Source organism: Pseudomonas sp. RIT-562 (assembly GCF_026241895.1).
Lineage (GTDB): Bacteria > Pseudomonadota > Gammaproteobacteria > Pseudomonadales > Pseudomonadaceae > Aquipseudomonas > Aquipseudomonas mandelii_F.
Window position 1 is genome coordinate 38,676 of sequence record NZ_JAPJIV010000010.1, and the last position, 19,116, is coordinate 57,791.

At 60.7% G+C, this 19,116-nt stretch carries 19 protein-coding genes and 2 pseudogenes; 14 read left to right on the top strand and 7 right to left on the bottom strand.

The genetic code is table 11. From position 1 onward, the window contains the following. Positions 1 to 61: 61 nt before the first annotated feature. The gene (locus ORL50_RS14320) at positions 62 to 1,108 is read right to left on the bottom strand and encodes a patatin-like phospholipase family protein (protein WP_266015953.1); all 1,047 of its coding nucleotides are present in this window, start codon (positions 1,106 to 1,108) and stop codon (positions 62 to 64) included. 222 nt (positions 1,109 to 1,330) lie between these two features. Here ORL50_RS14320 and ORL50_RS14325 point away from each other — a divergent pair, with 222 nt between their 5' ends. Further along, a complete protein-coding gene (locus tag ORL50_RS14325) occupies positions 1,331 to 1,609 on the top strand; it encodes a hypothetical protein (protein ID WP_045058957.1) in 279 nt (92 codons plus the stop codon). A 45-nt stretch (positions 1,610 to 1,654) separates the two neighbouring features. Beyond that, complete coding sequence (locus tag ORL50_RS14330; protein WP_266015955.1) at positions 1,655 to 2,419, top strand: CHAD domain-containing protein; 765 nt, start codon at positions 1,655 to 1,657, stop codon at positions 2,417 to 2,419. Between the two features lie 91 nt (positions 2,420 to 2,510). Here the strand turns inward: ORL50_RS14330 and ORL50_RS14335 are convergent, their stop codons facing one another. Continuing rightward, on the bottom strand, positions 2,511 to 2,636 hold the full coding sequence (locus ORL50_RS14335; RefSeq protein ID WP_266015957.1) for a hypothetical protein: 126 nt from the start codon (positions 2,634 to 2,636) through the stop codon (positions 2,511 to 2,513). 87 nt (positions 2,637 to 2,723) lie between these two features. Here ORL50_RS14335 and ORL50_RS14340 point away from each other — a divergent pair, with 87 nt between their 5' ends. Next, the gene (locus ORL50_RS14340) at positions 2,724 to 3,521 is read left to right on the top strand and encodes an acyl-CoA thioesterase (protein WP_266015959.1); all 798 of its coding nucleotides are present in this window, start codon (positions 2,724 to 2,726) and stop codon (positions 3,519 to 3,521) included. 4 nt (positions 3,522 to 3,525) lie between these two features. Here ORL50_RS14340 and ORL50_RS14345 read toward each other — a convergent pair. Both ORL50_RS14345 and ORL50_RS14350 read right to left on the bottom strand, forming a co-directional pair. Next, a pseudogene (locus ORL50_RS14345) lies at positions 3,526 to 3,735 on the bottom strand (terminase); the annotation flags it as partial. Positions 3,736 to 3,966: 231 nt separating this feature from the next. Continuing rightward, a complete protein-coding gene (locus tag ORL50_RS14350) occupies positions 3,967 to 5,448 on the bottom strand; it encodes a methyl-accepting chemotaxis protein (RefSeq protein ID WP_266015963.1) in 1,482 nt (493 codons plus the stop codon). Between the two features lie 175 nt (positions 5,449 to 5,623). Here ORL50_RS14350 and ORL50_RS14355 point away from each other — a divergent pair, with 175 nt between their 5' ends. From ORL50_RS14355 to ORL50_RS14390, 8 genes are all read left to right on the top strand, one after another. Continuing rightward, positions 5,624 to 6,154 carry a hypothetical protein gene (locus ORL50_RS14355; protein WP_266015965.1) on the top strand — a complete coding sequence of 177 codons (531 nt, stop codon included), beginning with the start codon at positions 5,624 to 5,626 and terminating at the stop codon, positions 6,152 to 6,154. A gap of 70 nt (positions 6,155 to 6,224) precedes the next feature. Then, positions 6,225 to 6,416, top strand: a complete 192-nt coding sequence (locus ORL50_RS14360) for a PLDc N-terminal domain-containing protein (RefSeq protein ID WP_028622263.1) — start codon at positions 6,225 to 6,227, stop codon at positions 6,414 to 6,416. Positions 6,417 to 6,681: 265 nt separating this feature from the next. After that, positions 6,682 to 7,557 (top strand): polyamine aminopropyltransferase, encoded by an 876-nt coding sequence (gene speE / locus ORL50_RS14365; protein WP_122838058.1) that lies wholly within the window; start codon positions 6,682 to 6,684, stop codon positions 7,555 to 7,557. A gap of 152 nt (positions 7,558 to 7,709) precedes the next feature. Continuing rightward, entirely contained in the window at positions 7,710 to 7,943 is a 234-nt protein-coding gene (locus ORL50_RS14370; protein ID WP_266015971.1) for a hypothetical protein, read from the top strand. Between the two features lie 213 nt (positions 7,944 to 8,156). Continuing rightward, positions 8,157 to 8,498: a ribonuclease E inhibitor RraB gene (locus tag ORL50_RS14375; protein WP_045058964.1), complete on the top strand. Its 342-nt coding sequence runs from the start codon at positions 8,157 to 8,159 to the stop codon at positions 8,496 to 8,498. Between the two features lie 262 nt (positions 8,499 to 8,760). Continuing rightward, complete coding sequence (locus ORL50_RS14380; protein ID WP_266015973.1) at positions 8,761 to 10,170, top strand: circularly permuted type 2 ATP-grasp protein; 1,410 nt, start codon at positions 8,761 to 8,763, stop codon at positions 10,168 to 10,170. A gap of 12 nt (positions 10,171 to 10,182) precedes the next feature. Further along, positions 10,183 to 11,133: an alpha-E domain-containing protein gene (locus ORL50_RS14385; RefSeq protein WP_247294345.1), complete on the top strand. Its 951-nt coding sequence runs from the start codon at positions 10,183 to 10,185 to the stop codon at positions 11,131 to 11,133. Next, on the top strand, positions 11,130 to 11,939 hold the full coding sequence (locus ORL50_RS14390; RefSeq protein WP_266015976.1) for a transglutaminase family protein: 810 nt from the start codon (positions 11,130 to 11,132) through the stop codon (positions 11,937 to 11,939). The genes ORL50_RS14385 and ORL50_RS14390 overlap by 4 nt, the downstream gene beginning before the upstream one ends. Positions 11,940 to 11,946: 7 nt before the next feature. On the opposite strand, the pseudogene ORL50_RS14395 reads toward ORL50_RS14390, so the two are convergent. After that, positions 11,947 to 12,033: pseudogene (locus tag ORL50_RS14395) on the bottom strand (outer membrane lipoprotein carrier protein LolA); the annotation flags it as partial. A 24-nt stretch (positions 12,034 to 12,057) separates the two neighbouring features. Continuing rightward, positions 12,058 to 12,864, bottom strand: a complete 807-nt coding sequence (locus tag ORL50_RS14400) for a c-type cytochrome (RefSeq protein ID WP_266015978.1) — start codon at positions 12,862 to 12,864, stop codon at positions 12,058 to 12,060. 590 nt (positions 12,865 to 13,454) lie between these two features. Here ORL50_RS14400 and ORL50_RS14405 point away from each other — a divergent pair. The 3 genes from ORL50_RS14405 to ORL50_RS14415 all read left to right on the top strand — a co-directional run bounded on the left by ORL50_RS14405 (position 13,455) and on the right by ORL50_RS14415 (position 17,651). Next, the gene (locus ORL50_RS14405; RefSeq protein WP_266015979.1) at positions 13,455 to 14,660 is read left to right on the top strand and encodes an acetyl-CoA C-acetyltransferase; all 1,206 of its coding nucleotides are present in this window, start codon (positions 13,455 to 13,457) and stop codon (positions 14,658 to 14,660) included. A 24-nt stretch (positions 14,661 to 14,684) separates the two neighbouring features. Continuing rightward, positions 14,685 to 16,829, top strand: coding sequence for a 3-hydroxyacyl-CoA dehydrogenase NAD-binding domain-containing protein (locus ORL50_RS14410; protein WP_266015981.1), 2,145 nt, complete (start codon positions 14,685 to 14,687; stop codon positions 16,827 to 16,829). Positions 16,830 to 16,922: 93 nt separating this feature from the next. Next, a complete protein-coding gene (locus ORL50_RS14415; RefSeq protein WP_266015984.1) occupies positions 16,923 to 17,651 on the top strand; it encodes an amidotransferase in 729 nt (242 codons plus the stop codon). Between the two features lie 116 nt (positions 17,652 to 17,767). Here ORL50_RS14415 and ORL50_RS14420 read toward each other — a convergent pair whose 3' ends face one another. After that, positions 17,768 to 18,742 carry a magnesium and cobalt transport protein CorA gene (locus tag ORL50_RS14420; RefSeq protein ID WP_266015986.1) on the bottom strand — a complete coding sequence of 325 codons (975 nt, stop codon included), beginning with the start codon at positions 18,740 to 18,742 and terminating at the stop codon, positions 17,768 to 17,770. Positions 18,743 to 19,116 lie beyond the last annotated feature (374 nt).

Consider the following 19,116-nt stretch of genomic DNA (forward strand, 5'->3'; position numbering starts at 1 on the left):
GCTGTCTGTGTAGGAGTGAGCCTGCTCGCGATGAGGCCATTTGGTTCACCAGAGAAATATCTCAAGCATCCCGCGACTGCTCACTCTCATACCGATCCAGCGTATCCCGCGCAATTTCCCGCCCCAGCGCGATCAACTCCGGCGCCTTGTAGAACTCGAAAAACCGGCACACTCGCTTCGGCACGTTGATCAGGATATCCGGCGGGTACCCGGCGATCTTGTATTGCGCCAACGAAGTCTGCATCACTTCGAAACTCTGGTTGATCAAATCCAGCAGCGACGCCGGGCCGACGTTATCGATAATGAACGACCCGGTGGCGGACTTCGGCGCCCCTCCTGCCTCCGGGGCGGCTGCCGGTTGTTGAGCTTCAGGCTCGGCGGACTCGATCCAGGGATTGATGTCTGCGGCTTGGGCCTTCAGCGCTTCCTGTTCCAGCGCCAGCAATTGCTCGGCCTGCTTGCGGCGGAACGGCAACTTCGAACCCAGGGAGTTGATCAGGCTGTCAAAGCGGCTTTTGAAGGCTGGCGGGCGCGGAATCACCGGCAGCTGATAGTGGCGCTGGTTAGTGGAGTTGAGATTGACCGCGATGATCAGGTCGCAATGGCTCGAGACCACCGGCACGATCGGCAGCGGGTTGAGTATCCCGCCGTCGACCAGCATGCGATTGCCCTGCATCACCGGGGTGAACAGGCTGGGGATCGCCGCCGACGCACGCATGGCCTGGTGCAGGCAGCCTTCCTGGAACCAGATTTCCTGCTGGTTGGTCAGGTCGGTGGCCACCGCCGTATACGGAATCCGCAAATCCTCGATGTTGATCTCGCCGACGATCTTGCGGATCTGCCCGAAAACCTTTTCCCCGCGAATCGCCCCCAGGCGAAAACTTACGTCCACCAGACGCAACACGTCGAGGTAATCCAGGCTCTCGATCCAGTTGCGATAATCCTCGAGTTTGCCGGCGGCGTAGATCCCGCCGACCACCGCGCCCATGGAACAGCCGGCAATGCAGGCGATGTCGTAACCCCGCCGTTCGATCTCTTCGATGACACCGATATGGGCATAGCCCCGGGCGCCACCTGAGCCCAGTACCAGTGCGACACGCTTTTTCATGAATCGCCCTCGTCTGACAAGGTTCAACAATGCACCCAACGAGGGGCGCGCTTCAATCGCCAAGGTCGCTCTGGCGGGCGAAGACGTCGTTTTTTCGACACTCCATGGCGGCGCAGGGGTATCTTCCCCGGCGTGACAGTTTCAGCGAGGGCGGCAAGGCACTTTTCCAGCGCCAGGCCGTCTTACCTGCACGACTGTTTTCCTATTCTTGAGGTGTGAGTGATGAAAGCCTGGATCTGTGTACCCTTGATTGCCCTGGCGCTCGCCGGCTGTGCTGGCAAGACTGCCTACCGCGACAGCTGCGGCAGCGGCATCGACGCGGCGTGGCATGAGCTGGACCTGGCCAAGGCGGAAGGGTTTGCTGGCACCGTGAGTTACTCCAAGGCGCTGTCGTTGCTCACCGGCGCGAAGACTCAGCAGCAATTCGAGGCATTCGAAGGCTGCACCAAGAAAGCCGAGAAGGCGCGCTTCTACATTCGCGAGTCGCGCGCCGGACGTTAAGGCATGATGCAAGGCTAACGCGCCATTGGAAAAAGGGAGCAAGTGATGTCCGGGTTGGTTGATCGGTTGGTGGATCATGTCATGGGCCTTGAAGTCGGATTGATGGCGAGTCAGGCGCGCCTGGAGGCGCGAACCGACCCCGAGGCCTTGCACGACTTGCGCACCACGGTGCGCCGTCTGCGCAGCCTGCTGCGGCCGTTGCGTGGTTTGCCCGGAGTCGCTCAGCTGGAAGCGGCGGCGTCTCGGGTCGGCGACCTGACCACGCCATTACGTGACCGCGAGGTGTTGGCTGCCTACCTGCTCGAGCACGATCAACCGGACGCTGCGCAGCGGCGCATGGCGCAAATGGCCGAGGCGTATCCGGCAGTCGCCGCCAGCACCGAGCTGGCGCAGCTGCTGCAGATCCTCGATGCATTTCCCCGATTCCTGCGCGCGTCCCAGCGCCAGGGACTGCTCAAGGGTTTGCGCCCCAGCGTGGAAAAGCGCCTGGCAAAACAGTGGAAGAAACTCGACGCTGCCTTACACGATCCTGCCCACGACCGTCATCGGCTGCGACTGCTGATCAAGCGCGTGCGGTATGGCATCGAGGCCTATCCCGAATTGGACCGCCTGCCCAAGGCCGCCATGCCACGCCTGAAGGCGGCGCAAGGGGCATTGGGTGACTGGCACGATTGCTGGCAATGGCTGGCGCGCGCCGAGCAGGAGGCCGACCTGCAACCTTGCGTCAGCACCTGGCAAACCACCATGGCCAAGGCCGAAAGCCGCGCCGACCGAGTGCTGGACAAGCTCAGCGCAGCCTGCTTCAAATGACCACGCCCTTGTAGGAGCCTGCTTGCTGGCGATCCAAGCAACACGGTCCACCAGACCGACCGCGCTGTTGTAGGAGCCTGCTTGCTGGCGATCAAATCAACACGGTCCACCAGACCGACCGCGCTGTTGTAGGAGCCTGCTTGCTGGCGATCAAATCAACACGGTCCACCAGACCAGCCGCCATCGCCAGCAAGCCGGCTCCTAAAATGATGCTCATCTGTCTGCGCTTTTGTCCGGAATAACCTCTGTATCGCTCTTCACGTCTGGTTAACATCCCTGCATCCCCATCTGCTCCGAGGTTTCCATGCGCTTTTCCGACCTGCTCGACGCTGTCCGCAGCCAACCCCTGGAGCTGTCTATTCCCGCTGAATGGGCCCAGGGCCGGGCCAGTTTCGGCGGCCTGGTGGCCGCTTTGCAGTACGAAGCCATGCGCGCCAAAGTGCCGGCAGACCGCCCCGTGCGATCGCTGGCGATCACCTTTGTCGGGCCGGTCGAACCGGATGTTCCGGTCAGTTTTGAAGTGGATGTGCTGCGTGAAGGCAAAGCCGTCAGCCAGGTGCTGGGCCGAGCGATGCAGAAAGGCCAGGTCGTGACGCTGGTGCAAGGCAGCTTCGGCGGCTCACGCGCCTCCGAGGTGGCGGTGAGCGCACAGCCAGCGCCGGAAATGAAGCACTGGGAGGAGTGCCAGGAACTGCCCTACATCAAAGGCATTACGCCGGAATTCATGCGCCACCTGGCCATGCGCTGGAGCGTCGGCGGGTTGCCGTTCACCGGCAACACCTCGCGCCAGATGGGCGGCTGGGTGCGTTTGCGCGGGGACGTCAAGGAAGAGCCGGTCACCGAATCGCACATCCTGGCCCTGGTCGATGCCTGGCCACCGGCCTTGCTGCCACACCTGAAAAAACCGGCGATGGGCAGCACGCTGACCTGGACCATCGAATTCGTCCAGCCGCTGCTGGAAGTGAGTACGCTGGACTGGTGCAAGTACCTGGTTGAAATCGAGTACGCGGTAGACGGCTATGGGCATGCTGCCGCCAAGCTTTGGAACAACGACGGTCAGTTGATCGCGATGAGCCGGCAGACCGTGACTATTTTCGCCTGACTCGGCGGTGTAAGGCCATGGCAGCGAGCAGGCCGACGACGCCAATCGCGAAGTTGACGAAGCTCAGGCCGAACACGCCTGTCACCATCAGCAGGAACGCCAGAATGAACAGCGGCGCCGCCAGTAGGTGTAACACCGTATCGGTCGGGAGCTGCTGATTGCCGGGGTATTCCCGCCATTGCCAGGCGGGAAGGTGGGGATGACGTTTGCCCATGATGCTGATCCTCGATCCGTGTTGAACACATGATTGAAGAATAGGCCCGGGGCAGCGGGGCGGCGAATGGAGGTTGGCTATCGGGGTGATAGGCGGCAACTTCCAGATTAGTGGTGCCTCTGAGGACGCCTTCGCGAGCGAGCCCGCTCCCACAGGGAATCTCGGGTGTTCACATTCAATGTGTAGCACCCCAGATCCCCTGTGGGAGCGGGCTTGCTCGCGAAGAGTCTCTCAAAGCTTCAATTGCCCTATAGCCTTGCTCAAAGCCCCCGCCAACTCCGCCAGCTCATTACTGGTAGTCGCCGAACTCACCGTCTGCTGCACCGTGTTCTCGGTCACATCACGGATGCTCACCACCGCCCGATTCATCTCCTCGGCCACCTGGCTCTGCTGCTCGGCCGCCACCGCAATCTGCGTGTTGCTCTCGCGCATCTGCGCCACTGCTCGGGTGATCTGCGCCAGTGCCGCCCCGGCTTCTTGAGCCTGCTGCACGCAATCGTCGGCCTTGAACGAACTTTCCTGCATGAAATCCACCGCATCGCGGGTGCCTGCCTGCAGGGCCGATACCATAATGGTGATCTCGTCGGTGGATGCCTGCACGCGTCTGGCCAGGTTGCGCACCTCATCCGCCACCACCGCAAAACCCCGCCCCATTTCCCCGGCACGGGCCGCTTCGATGGCCGCGTTCAATGCCAGCAGATTGGTTTGCTCGGCGATGCTGTGGATCACCCCGACCACTCCATTGATCTTCTGGCTGTCCTCGGCCAGGCGCTGAATCATCTCGGCCGTTTGCTGCACCCCGGACGACAAGCCGGCAATCGACAACTGCACGCGACTGACCACGGTCTGACCGCTGCCGGCCAGAGTGTCGGCGGTTTGCGACAGGTCGCGGGTGGCGCCGGCGTGTTGGGCGATGTGATACACAGTCGCGGTCATCTGGTTGATCGCGGTGGCCGCCTGGTCGGTTTCGCTTTGCTGGCCGAGCATGCCGTGACGCACTTCGTCCATGCTCGAAGCCAGCCGCGCTGCGCCGTCATCCAGCTGGCGGGCGGTGCTGGCCACGGTGTTCACCACTCGTTGATAACCGGCCTGCATCGCGTTAAACGCATTGGCCATCTGCCCCACCTCATCGGAGCAGGCCAGGGGCACGCGGGCGCTGAGGTCGCCGGTTTTTTCCACATGCAGCATCACGTCTTTCAAAGTGTTGAGCTGGCTGAGCAGGAAGCGGATCAACAATTGCGACGCGCCGAGCATCGCCAGCATCAGGATAAACACCGCCACCGCGTAGTTGGCGAAGCGCTCGCCGAACACCTGGGTCAGGCTCGGGCCATGAGCGATGACCGCGACTCGCTGGCCATCGTCACGGCTGAAGACTTCGGCCCCCAGCAACGGGTTATCGCCCAACAGCGGCAGCGAATTGATCGCCACCCAGCCATTGGTGCTGGATAGCTCAGGCAGGTTTTTGCCATCAATGCTCGGCGTTTGCCCGGAGGTAAACGTCAGCAGGTTGTCGGCCTTGGGCAGCGTTTGGCCAACCGGCCAGGTTTTCAACAGATGCGCCTGAGCCTGCGCCGACACCTGGGCGGCGTGACTTCGCGCCTGCTGTTCGAGCTGCACGGCGTACAACACCAGCAATAAGGTGGTGACGAAGGCGACGGCGTTGACCGCCCAGAATTTGTATTTCAACGAGATGTTGCTAAGCCAGGCACCCATGGAGGTCTTCTCTGATAGCGGAAACAGTTATGGCAAGGTGCCATTATTGTGCCGCGATCGGGACGATCGGAACTTGATGTGGATCAAGGTTGCCGGTCGGGCCAGGGACAGCCTTTGCTTGCGTAATGCGCTATCCTGCGCGCCTTTAAAATTCCCTCGCTACAGGATTGTCTCCATGAAAGCTGCACTCGTCGAACTCATCAGCAAAATCAGCTCCGGGTGCATGAGCGCTGACGAAATCCTCAAGGTGGCGGACGAAGCGGCCCAGGCCTACGCCGACCCGCAAGCGTTCCTGGCGGCCAACCCGGACATCAACTACGACGACACTTTCCCGATCCCGCTGGGTGAATGGGTGGTGGTCGGCAGCCTGCCGGAAACCGTGCTGTTCCAGGCCGACACCTACATGGACCTGTACGCCCAGATCGTCGCCTCGTTCGGCCCAGGGGTGGATTTCAACATCAAGCCCAAACAACTGGCCAAGACCGAAGCCCTGACCGCGCTCAATCGCATCCAGGTGCAGATGAGCAGCATGAACAAGGAAAACGGCGGTTACACGCTGATGAACTTCAGCCAGCTGCTCGACGACGAGCTGCAGGTGGTGTTGGTGTACGGCAACGATGTGGCCCGGGTGCTCGAATTGTGCGCCGAGGTCGGCATTGCCGCCGCACCGTCGCTGGAAGCGCTGAAAGTTGCCATCCACGTTTAATGTAATAAAACGGAACCCTGGCCATGGCCGACTATCCTAAGAGGGCAAACCACTCTTAGGGAGCGTCACCATGGGTTCCACGTTCAACGGCCTGATTGGCCTGATTATTCTTGCCCTGGACATCTGGGCCATCATCAACGTGCTGAAAAGTGGCGCATCAACCGGCATGAAGATCGTCTGGGTGTTGCTGATCCTGCTGTTGCCGGTCCTGGGCCTGATCATCTGGGCCATCGCCGGGCCGCGGGGTAATGTGCGGATCTGATGTTCGCCCAAGATGTGGGAGCGGGCTTGCTCGCGAATGCAGTGTGTCAGTTGGCATTGAAATGACTGACACACCGCATTCGCGAGCAAGCCCGCTCCCACATTGGTTCTCAGTTGTCTTCAAAATTGTTCCTGGTCTTACGAAGGTTCGACCTGTCATCTCCCGCGTCGTAGAATGCGCGCCTTTACCGGGCAATCGAGCAAATCGATTGGCCATCATGGGCGGGTAACCGTCCGTTGCCAGCGCATTCATCGGAGCACTTCCCATGAGCACCACCCCTACCAGCGAATACCTGGAAACCCTCTACGAAGGCTACGGCCAGCGTTTTCGCATGGAAAAATTGCTGCACGAAGTGCGCACCGAACACCAGCACCTGGTGATCTTCGAAAACCCGCGCATGGGCCGGGTGATGGCGCTGGATGGCGTGATCCAGACCACCGAAGCTGACGAATTCATCTACCACGAAATGCTCACCCATGTGCCGATCCTGGCGCACGGCACCGCCAAGCGCGTGCTGATCATCGGCGGCGGTGACGGCGGCATGCTGCGTGAAGTGGCCAAACACCGTGGCGTCGAGCACATCACCATGGTCGAGATCGACGGCACCGTGGTCGACATGTGCAAGGAGTTCCTGCCGAACCACTCCAAAGGCGCGTTCGACGATCCACGCCTGAACCTGGTGATCGACGACGGTATGCGTTTCGTCGCCACTACCACCGAAAAGTTCGACGTGATCATTTCCGACTCCACCGACCCGATCGGCCCGGGCGAAGTGCTGTTTTCGGAAAACTTCTACCAGGCTTGCCGTCGCTGCCTGAACGAAGGCGGCATCCTGGTGACGCAGAACGGCACCCCGTTCATGCAGATCGAGGAAGTCAAGACGACCGCCGGGCGCCTGCGCAGCCTGTTCCCGGACTGGCATTTCTATCAGGCCGCCGTACCGACCTACATCGGCGGCTCGATGACCTTTGCCTGGGGTGCGACCGATACACGCTATCGCAAGCTGTCCCGTGAAACCCTGCAGCAGCGCTTCGCCGGCAGCGGCATCATCACCCGCTACTACAACCCGGAAATCCACATCGGCGCGTTCGCCTTGCCGCAGTACGTGCTGCAGGCGATCAACAAGCCAAGCAACGATTAACGGTTACCCATAATTCTTGTGGGAGCAAGCTTTGCTCCCACAAGGTTTTGTGTTGTTTTTCATAACCCGCGCAGTAATTCGTTGAACGATCACCCAGTGCAAAAGTCCAGATAGGTGTAAGCCCACTTGCGGGTTTTATCGAGGAGGCACTGATGCAAAAGTGGAAAATCACTTTCGTGGATGATCACGGTGAAACAGTCGACGAAGTCTTCGAGTGCGAGGAGTGCCCGGACAACGAGCATGCCGCCAAACTCATCAAGGCCCGTCTGCTTCCTGTCGCCGCGGAACTGGATCTGAATGATCTGGAAGGGCGCACCGATGATGCGAGCGTCAAAAGTCTGAAGACCCAGAACAGTATTGAAATCCTCGGCATCACTCCCGTCTGATACAACTCCTGTCACATTCAAACCAGGCCTTGGCAGCTGCTCGGTCAAAGGGCTACTCTGCAGGCGAGATCAGCGATTGGATCGCTCGGGTCTGGTCTTGTCAGCTACATGCTTGATTCCCATCGGTGACCTGGTTACCGGCTCGCCCTCACCATTCGGCTGAGGGCGTTGGGAGCACGGAAAGTCTATCCATCGGATTGAGGAGGACGTTTCATGAGCACAGCCTATCAAGAAGACATCAGCAGCAGCGTGCTGCGCCGCATGAAAGAAGGCGGTTTCGACTTTTCAAAATTCCATCCCATCGAGTTCTACGCGATTTTCCCCGACGAGGAGCGGGCCCGCAGGGCAGCAGGTCATTACCGTGGTGAGTCCTTGAATGCGCAGATCAGTGTGCGCGACGACGGCGCATGGGCGCTGGAATTGAGCAAGGTCATGTACGCCACCTACGATGACATCGGCGATTTCGAACAGGGATTCGAGGCAGTGGTCGAGCCTCTGGGCGGCATCATCGAAGGATGGGGCGTGAAGCAGGAGGTACGAGGGCGACTCGCATAACATTATGAACAGCAACAACACTCAGCAACGGCTGACCTTCGGGTTGGCCGTTTTTCGTTACGCGCAGTGCGTTCCCTGACTATGCTGCTGATAGCGACAGCATTGCTTCGCAATGGAGCGGGGGCGATCGGGTTGGGGCATTTGCCGCACAGGATTGGTGCGGTGATTTCATAGCAAATATCCAACCGATTGATATCAAAGCGTTTATGCCGATGGCACGGGCCTTGCGATGCCTAGATGTCCGGGTGACAAGGAGTACGGCATGATCCGCACCTATTTTGATGAAATGTACGATGCCGGCGGCCAGGTCCGCCCGCATTACCGGGAGTTTGCCCGTTGGCTGGCCGAGACGCCTGACGAGTTGCTGGCTCAACGGCGCCGCGAGGCCGATTTGCTGTTTCATCGCGCCGGCATCACGTTCACGCTTTATGGCGACGAGCAGGGCACAGAACGCCTGATTCCTTTCGACACCATTCCGCGCAGCATTCCTGCGAGTGAGTGGCGGGTGGTCGAGCGCGGCTGTATCCAGCGGGTCAAGGCGTTGAACATGTTTCTCGCCGACCTCTACCACGAGCAGCGCATCATCAAGGCCGGCATCATCCCGGCAGAGCAGGTGCTGGCCAACGAGCAATATCAGTTGGCGATGCAGGGGCTGGATCTGCACCGGGATATCTATTCGCACATTTCCGGCGTCGATCTGGTGCGCGATGGCGACGGCACCTACTACGTGCTTGAAGACAACCTGCGTACGCCCAGCGGCGTCAGTTACATGCTCGAAGACCGCAAGATGATGATGCGCCTGTTTCCCGAGTTGTTTTCGGCGCAACGCATCGCCCCCATCGACCACTACCCGAACCTGCTGCTCGACACCCTGAAAAGCTCCAGCCCCATCGACAACCCGAGCGTGGTGGTGTTGACACCTGGCCGCTTCAATAGCGCGTTCTTTGAGCACGCGTTCCTGGCGCGGGAAATGGGTGTTGAGCTGGTAGAAGGCGCGGACCTGTTCGTGCGTGACGATAAGGTCTTCATGCGCACAACTGACGGGCCGAAGGCGGTCGATGTGATCTACCGTCGCCTCGACGATGCGTTCCTCGATCCACTGGCGTTCAATCCGGACTCCATGCTCGGCGTCCCGGGGCTGCTGTCCTCGTATCGCTCGGGCAACGTGGTCCTGGCCAATTCCATCGGCACCGGGGTGGCGGACGACAAGTCGGTGTACCCGTTCGTCACGGACATGATCCGTTTTTACCTGGATGAAGAACCGATCCTGAAGAACGTTCCGACGTTCCAGTGCCGTAATCCCTCTGAACTTTCCCACGTGCTGGCCAATCTTCCAGACTTGGTCGTCAAGGAAACCCAGGGCTCCGGAGGGTACGGGATGCTGGTCGGGCCGGCCGCTACGGCGGCGGAAATCGAGTCGTTCCGTGCGCGCATCAAAGCCAAGCCACACGCCTACATCGCGCAGCCGACCCTGTCGCTGTCGACCTGTCCGACCTTCGTCGAAAACGGTATTGCGCCACGCCACATCGACCTGCGGCCGTTTGTACTGTCCGGTCGCGAAACCCGGGTAGTGCCGGGTGGCCTGACCCGTGTCGCGCTGCGCGAAGGCTCCCTGGTGGTGAATTCCTCCCAGGGCGGCGGAACCAAGGACACCTGGGTAGTCGAGGATTGAAGGAAGCTTGCCATGTTAAGTAGAACTGCCTCGGATCTGTATTGGATGTCGCGTTACCTGGAGCGGGCGGAAAACCTCGCACGGATGCTCGATATCAGTTATTCGCTGTCGCTGATGCCGCAGGATGGTCGCGGCGACGGCCTGCACGAACTGGCCATGCCGCTGCTGATCACCGGCACCCTGGAGGATTACCTGGAGCGCCACGGCGAGCTGCATGCCGAGCGGCTGCTGCATTTCTTCGCCCTGGATGCGGCCAACCCCGCCAGTATCTACAGTTGTCTGGGCGCAGCGCGGGCCAGTGCCCATGCCGTGCGTGGGCGAATCACCGCCGACATGTGGGAAAACATCAACGCCACCTGGCTGGAAATTCGCGGCATTGCCGATCAGGGCTTGAGCCGCTATGGCATGAGTCGATTCTGCGAGTGGATCAAGGAACGTTCCCACCTGTTTCGCGGCGCGTCCTACGGCACCATCATGCGCAACGATGCATTTCGCTTCATTCGCCTGGGCACCTTTATCGAAAGGGCCGACAACACCCTGCGCCTGCTCGATGCTCGCTATGAAATGGCCGGCGACCAGGCGGAAGCGGTCAGCGACGGCACCGCCCACGCCTATTACCAGTGGAGCGCCCTGTTGCGCGCGCTGTCGTCGTTCGAGGCCTACACCGAGATTTACCGCGACGCTCCCGGCGCCCGGCATGTCGCCGAGTTGCTGCTATTGCGAGCCGATGTGCCGCGCTCGCTGCGCGCCTGCACCGAAGAAATCGACCAGATCCTCGCCCAGCTCCCAGGCGCCAACGGCCGCCCGGCCCAGCGCCTGGCCGCGGAAATGGATGCGCGCCTGCGCTACACCGGCATCAACGAAATTCTCGACGAAGGGCTGCACGCCTGGCTGACCGAATTCATCCCGCTGGTGCGCCAGCTGGGCAACGCCATTCACAGTTCCTACCTGGAGGCTGCATGAGACTTTCCATTAGCCACGAGACCACCTATCACTACGAGGATCAGGTGCGGGCGAGCATCCAGTACCTGCGACTGACACCCCACGACAGCGAGCGCCAGCATGTGCTGAGTTGGCAGCTCAACCTGCCGCGCCCGGTGCGCGCGCAACTCGACCCATTCGGCAACATCCTGCACGTGCTGACCATGGACGAACCGCACGAAGCCATCATCATTGGCGCCCGTGGTCAGGTCGACATCGACGAGCTGCGTGAAGCCGAGCATGAAAGCCAGTCGGCGCTGCCGTTCCTGCGGTTCACCCGCCTGACCGAACCGGACGAAGCCTTGCGCGAGTTCGCGCAAAAGCACTGCAAGACACGCCGGGATCGCACGGCGCTGATCGACCTGATGCACGGCCTGAATTCGCATATGACCTACACCCCAGGTTCTACCGAAGTCGACACCAGTGCGGCCCAGTCCTTCGCCGGGCGCTCGGGGGTTTGTCAGGATCACACACACGCCTTCCTGGCCTGTGCTCGCAGCCTGGGGATTCCGGCGCGGTATGTGTCGGGATATCTGTACAGCGAGAACGCCGAGCACCTGGCCAGTCATGCCTGGGCTGAGGCCTGGCTGGATGACGCCTGGTACAGCTTTGACGTGACCAACGAGCTGGCCCGGCCCGAGCGCCATCTGAAACTGGCGGTGGGCCTGGATTACCTCGACGCCTGCCCGGTACGCGGCATGCGCCGTGGCGGCGGCTGCGAGCAGATGCACGCCAAAGTGTTCGTCTCACCGACGCCATTGCCGGTGTTCTCGGTTCAGGAGCAATAACCGCCCCTGTAGGAGTGAGCCTGCTGGCGATGAACCAGAGAGCACCGCGGGGTGTCAGGCTCCCCGCGTCATCGTTGACCTTCCTCGCGAGCAGGCTCGCCCCTACAGGGGGGCGTGGTCAGGGCTGAACCTTGCGCCCCGCCATATGCCTCAAATACCCCACCAACCTCTCCAGGTCCGCATCCGGCAGCACCTGCGCACTGAACCCCGGCATCTTCGCCTGCGGCCACTGCCGCAGGCTCTGCGGATCACGGATATAGCGCTTGAGGAAATCAGCCCCGAAGTACTCGGTCGGATTGAACGGAATATTCAGGTCCGGCCCGAACTGCGCATCCCCGGCACCATTCAAGCGATGACACGCCAGGCAGTTTTTCTGAAACAGCGCAAATCCCAGGTTCACCGGGTCGTCGGCTTTTAACGCGGGATCCGGCAGCAGGGCTGGGAAGCGCTCGGCCACTGGCGGCAGTTGCTTGATGCTCGCGACTTCGAACGGCCATTGCTCGGGACTGATGTTGCCTGCCTGGGGATCAGTCCACACCAGGTAAAACGGCCCCGCGCTGTGCTTGCCGGCAGACAGGGCCGGCCATGGCTGGGCTGGATCCTCGATCGCCAGCCAGGCTCTGGCACCCTTGGCATTGAGCAGGGGCGCGGCGGATAACTCTGCGGCAAATCCATCCAGTGCCACCGCCTGCAGATGGTCTTCAGCCTTGATTCCGGCCAGCAGCGCCGCGATGGGCACTGCGCGGTAAGTCATATCGCGTTTGTAGGACACGTCGTCAGTGACGGTGATGGTTTGCGCCAGCGGATGCTGGAGCAACTCGGCGGTTTGCCAGGTGCGCGAGTTCGCGCCCAGCTGCAGATCCAGCTGTGCGGCACAAAGGGGCGTGCTGAGTAGCAAGGCCCCGAGCAGAATTAGCGTTTTCAAATGATCGCCGTCCCTGTCGTGGAGAGTGCCGCAAAGGTTGGCACACCCACGCTGGCCCGGGTAGCGAGCCAATCACATTTCTACGGCGGCGATAACAAAAGGCGCTTAAATCAGCCGATCACCTTGGTCAGGTTCGGCAAAATCAACAACAGCGTAGTGGCGAAAAGAATGAGTCCGGCTTGACGTACTTTCGATTGTTTGAACATGGCTTGACCGCCTTTATTGTTATTTCCTGATGCCTGCCTGCATTTCTCCATGACGGCAGAGCGTTGCACTTCCTGTCCGACGAGCGCCTCGGCAAAACCCGACGACAACTTCGTACATGTTTACCTTAGGGCCCACGTCACTCGTGGCTTAGATCCATTTCATATGGCCTGCTACGTAGCAGCTATGAAAATGGCATGAGGCCTATTGCCAGCTTCTTTGGCGCCCGTTTGCTAGACGGTTCGCTGACGTCAAAGGGTTAACCCAATAGCTCGCTACCGTTCGTCTGAGCGCGTGCGTCAATGTGGCTGAGCGTTGTGGTCATTGAATCTGCGAGAGCTGGGCATAAGGTAGAGCCTCTAAAAGAACAAGAAATCGAGGACGTCATGACCCAAGCTTTGATTTTCGACGCGATACGCACGCCCCGGGGCAAAGGCAAGGCCGATGGCGCCTTGCACAGCGTCAAACCAGTGAACCTGGTGGCGGGATTGATGACTGCCCTGCAGCGGCGCAGCGATCTGGATACCAGCCAGGTCGATGACGTGGTGCTGGGGTGCGTGACGCCCGTCGGCGATCAAGGTGCCGACATCGCCAAGACTGCGGCGCTGGTGGCGGACTGGGATATCAGCGTGGCGGGCGTGCAGATCAACCGGTTCTGCGCATCGGGGCTCGAAGCGGTGAATCTTGGGGCGATGAAAGTGCGTTCCGGTTTTGAAGACCTGGTGGTGGTTGGTGGCGTCGAATCGATGTCCCGAGTACCCATGGGCAGCGACGGCGGTGCCTGGGCCCTGGACCCGCAAACCAATCTGCATACGCACTTCACGCCGCAAGGCGTGGGCGCCGATCTTATTGCCACCCTGGAAGGCTTCAGTCGCGAACAGATTGACTCCTACGCCTTGTACTCCCAGCAAAAGGCGGCGCGGGCGCGGGGGGATGGCTCGTTCGGCAAGTCCCTGGTGCCGGTGCAGGATCAGAACGGCATCGTCCTGCTCGATCACGATGAATTCATTCGCGCCGATTCGACCCTGGAAGGCTTGGGCAAGCTCAAGCCGAGCTTTGAAATGATCGGCCAGATGGGCTTCGACGCCACCGCGCTGCGGGTCTACAGCCATGTGGAGCGGATCAACCACGTGCACACGCCGGGCAACAGCTCCGGCATCGTCGATGGCGCGGCGCTGATGCTCATCGGCTCCGAAGCCAAGGGCCGGGCGCTGGGCCTGCAACCCCGGGCCCGAATCGTTGCCACGGCGGTGACCAGTACCGACCCGACCATCATGCTCACCGGTCCCGCGCCGGCCACCCGCAAGGCCCTGGCCAAGGCCGGCTTGCGGGTCGAGGACATCGATCTGTTCGAGGTCAACGAGGCCTTCGCCTCGGTGGTGTTGAAGTTCATCAAGGACATGGCCATCGACCCGGACAAGGTCAACGTCAACGGCGGCTCCATCGCCATGGGCCATCCGCTGGGCGCTACGGGCTGCGCGATCCTTGGCACCCTGCTCGACGAACTGGAAGCCCGCCAGCTGCGCTTCGGCCTCGCGACCTTGTGTGTCGGCGGCGGCATGGGCATTGCCACGATCATCGAACGCCTCTGAGCCCCGACTTCAAGGAAAAACCCCATGAGTGAAGCCATTCGTTACGAAAAGGGCCAGGACCAGATCGTCGTCCTGACCATCGATATGCCGGGCCAGAGCGCCAACACCATGAACGCGGTCTACCGCGACGCCATGGCGGCCTGCGTCGAGCGCCTGGTCGCGGAACAAGCAGCGATTGCCGGCGTGATCATCACCTCGGCGAAAAAGACCTTCTTTGCCGGCGGCGATCTTAATGAACTGATCAAGGTCGGCAAATCCGAGGCCAAGGCCTTCTACGACATGGTGCTGATCCTCAAGGCCCAGCTGCGTACCCTGGAAACCCTCGGCAAACCGGTGGTCGCCGCGATCAATGGCGCAGCGCTGGGTGGCGGCTGGGAAATCTGCCTGGCGTGCCATCACCGCGTGGCCCTGGATCATCCATCGGTGCAACTCGGTTTGCCGGAGGTCACCCTGGGCCTGCTGCCGGGTGGCGGCGGAGTGGTGCGTATGGTGCGCCTGCTCGGCATCGAGAAGGCCTTGCCGTATCTGCTCGAAGGCAAGAAGGTGCGGCCGCAGCAGGCCTTGCAGGCCGGGTTGATCGACGAGCTGGCGCGGGATCCGCAAGAATTGCTGAGCAAGGCCCGGGCCTGGATCCTGGCCAATCCGACGGCCGTGCAGCCATGGGATGTGAAGGGCTACCAGATCCCCGGCGGCACACCTTCCCACCCGAAAGTCGCGCAGATGCTGGCGATCGCGCCATCGATCCTGCGCAGCAAGACCCAGGGCTGCATGCCCGCCCCGGAGAAAATCCTCTGCGCGGCGGTAGAAGGGGCGCAGGTTGATTTCGACACCGCGCACTTGATCGAGACCCGCTACTTCACCGAACTGACCACTGGCCAGGTGTCGAAAAACCTGATCGGCACCTTCTGGTTTCAGCTCAACGAAATCAACGCCGGCGGCTCCAGGCCCCAGGGGCATGCCACCTTCACCACGCACAAGGTTGGAGTGCTGGGTGCCGGCATGATGGGCGCGGGCATTGCCTTCGTCAGCGCCTCGGCGGGCATCGAGGTGGTGCTCAAGGACATCACCCTGGCCGCGGCGGAGAAGGGCAAGGCCCACTCGGCGACGCTGCTGGATAAGAAAGTCGCCCGCGCACAGATGACAGTCGAGCAGCGCGAAGCGATTCTGGCGCGGATTCAACCGAGCGAAAATGATGCTGACCTGGCCGGCTGCGACCTGATTATCGAAGCGGTGTACGAGGATCGGGAACTGAAAGCCAAGGTCTCTTCAGCGGCACAGAAAGTGGTCGGTGCCCAGGCGGTGATCGCCTCTAACACTTCGACCTTGCCGATCAGTGGCCTCGCCAACGCCGTGCCCGACCCAAGCAAGTTCATCGGCCTGCATTTCTTCAGTCCGGTAGAAAAAATGCCCCTGGTGGAGATCATCAGGGGCGCTCTTACCAGCGATGAAACCCTGGCCCGGGGGTTCGATTTTGTGCTGCAAATCAAGAAAACCCCGATTGTCGTCAACGACAGCCGCGGCTTCTTCACCTCGCGGGTGTTTGGTACTTTCACCAACGAAGGCATCGCCATGCTCGGTGAAGGCGTCAGCGCGGCGATGATCGAAACCGAGGCGCGCAAGGCCGGCATGCCGATTGGTCCGCTGGCTATTTCCGACGAAGTTTCCCTGAGCCTCATGAGCCACATCCGCGAGCAGACCGCCAAGGATTTGCAGGCAGAAGGCAAACCGCTGATCGAGCATCCGGCATTCGCGGTCATTGACCTGCTGCTCAACGAATACAAGCGTCCTGGGAAAGCCGCAGGGGGTGGTTTTTACGAATACCCAAGTGGCGGGCAAAAGCATCTGTGGCCTGAGCTGAAAAGTCGTTTCGAAAGCGCCGACGGGCAGATCTCGCCCAAGGATGTGCGCGACCGGCTGCTATTCGTGCAGGCCATCGAAACCGTGCGGTGCCTGGAGGAGGGCGTGCTGAGCTCGACGGCGGATGCCAACATCGGCTCGGTTTTCGGCATCGGTTTTGCGGCCTGGACGGGCGGGGCGCTGCAGTTCATCAACCAGTACGGAGTGCAGGACTTCGTCGCCCGCGCGCAGTACCTGGCCGAGCAATATGGCGAACGATTCATCCCGCCAGCACTGCTGCTGGAAAAAGCGGCCCGGGAGGAGACGTTCTAGGGGGCCGATGACGCCCGTGGGGCTTGCCTTGTCACTATGTTTCGAGGCAGGCTCTGGGTGTGCATTATTCCCATCACGTGTCAGGTATTTTTTATGTCGTTACGCATCTGCATTCTGGAAACCGACATCCTGCGCCCGGAACTGGTCGATCAATATCAGGGTTACGGGCAGATGTTCCAGCGTCTGTTCACGCAGCAACCGATTGCCGCCGAGTTCACGGTATTCAACGTCATGCAGGGCGAGTATCCCGATGACGATCAGACCTTCGACGCCTATCTGGTCACCGGCAGCAAAGCGGACTCCTTCGGTACCGACCCGTGGATCGAAACCCTCAAGGCCTATCTGCTCAAGCGTTACGAGCGCGGCGACAAGTTGCTCGGCGTATGTTTCGGCCATCAGTTGCTGGCACTGTTGCTGGGTGGCAAGAGCGAGCGTGCCACTCAGGGCTGGGGAGTCGGCACCCACAACTACAAATTGGCGGCCAAGGCGCCGTGGATGAGCCCGGTGGTGGAAGAGTTGACGCTGCTGATCAGCCACCAGGACCAGGTCACCGCGCTACCGGAAAACGCCACGGTGATCGCCTCCAGCGATTTCTGCCCGTTTGCCGCGTATCACATCAACGATCAGGTGCTGTGCTTCCAGGGGCATCCGGAGTTCATCCACGACTACTCGCGCGCGCTGCTGGACATCCGTCAGCAGGCGCTGGGCGAGCAGATTTACCAGCAGGGCGTGGCCAGCCTGGAACACCAGCACCATGGCGCCACGGTGGCGGAGTGGATGATGCGCTTCGTGGCGCACAAGCCGGAGCTCAAAGCGGTCTAGCCGAAAGCTGTGGGAGCAAGGCCTGCAACTGCGTCGCTACAGCATCCAGGCTTGTGAGCGCGAAACTGTGGGAGCAAGGCTTGCCCGCGATCGAGTGCGCAGCACTCGCCTTGCTCCTACAACCACCCCGATCTCTTGAAACTCGCCCACAAACTCACGCACCCCACGGCAATAAACCCCAGCACCGCAAAATAACCGTAGTGCCAGGTCAGTTCCGGCATGTTCTGGAAATTCATTCCGTAGATCCCGGCCACCGCCGTTGGAAACGCGAGGATCGCCGCCCACGCGGCAAACTTGCGCTGCACCACACTCTGGCGCGAAGCCTCAAGCAACACTCCGACCTCGATGGTTTGGCTGGCAATATCTGCCAGGGTCGACAAGTCTTCCATCTGCCGCGTGACGTGAATCTGCACATCGCGAAAGTAGGGGCGCATGTTTTTGTCGATGAAAGGAAAGCTGAGCTTCTGCAGCTCCTCGCCGATCTCCACCATCGGCGCCGCGTAGCGCCGCAGGCGCACTACATCACGGCGCAGGCCGTGGAGCTTCTGGATATCCCGCTCATTGAGCGCACTGCACAGCACATTGCGCTCCAGCTCATCGATCTCGGCATGGATCGCTTCGCCCACTGGCTGGTAGTTTTCGATGACGAAGTCGAGGAGGGCATAGAGGACAAAATCTTCGCCATGTTCCAGCAGCAGCGGACGCGCCTCACAGCGTTGTCGGACGTAGGCGTAGGATGCCGAATGCCCATTGCGCGCGGTAATGATGTAGCCGTTGCCGGCGAAGATGTGGGTTTCGATGAACTCGAGTTTTCCCTGTTCATCGCGGATGGGCGAATAGGTGACGATGAACAGCGCATCGCCGAAGGTCTCGAGCTTGGGCCGGCTGTGTTTCTCCAGGGCGTCTTCAATGGCCAATTCGTGCAGGTTGAACTGGCGTTGCAGATTGGCCAGTTCCTGGGCATCGGGCTCTTCCAAGCCGATCCAGACAAAGTGCCCAGGCTTGGCAGCCCACGCTGCGCCTTCGTCGAGGGTTATGTTGGTAACTTTTTTCCCGGCGCTGTAAACCGCAGCAGCAACAACTCGACCCATGGTGTTGGTTCACTTCTGATTGGCAGGCAGTGAGCAGCTTAGCCTGTGGGAGCGGTGGAGTGAATGTCGGGTGTACATATCCGTTTTTGTGGTAACGGCTGATATTGGTTCCGCCCGTACAGCGGGTCACTTTTGATAGAGTGTGTCCCGTCCAAACATAGAATCAGAAACGAGCGCCTGTGGGAGCAAAGCTTGCTCGCGATGGCGGCTTCAGGTGTACATATCCGTTGCTGGGGTATTGGCTTCTAACGGTTCCGCTCTTACAGCGGGTTACTTTTGATAGAGCGTGTCAGGTCCAAACATAGAATCTGAAACGAGCGCCTGTGGGAGCAAAGCTTGCTCGCGATGGCGGCTTCAGGTGTACATATCCGTTG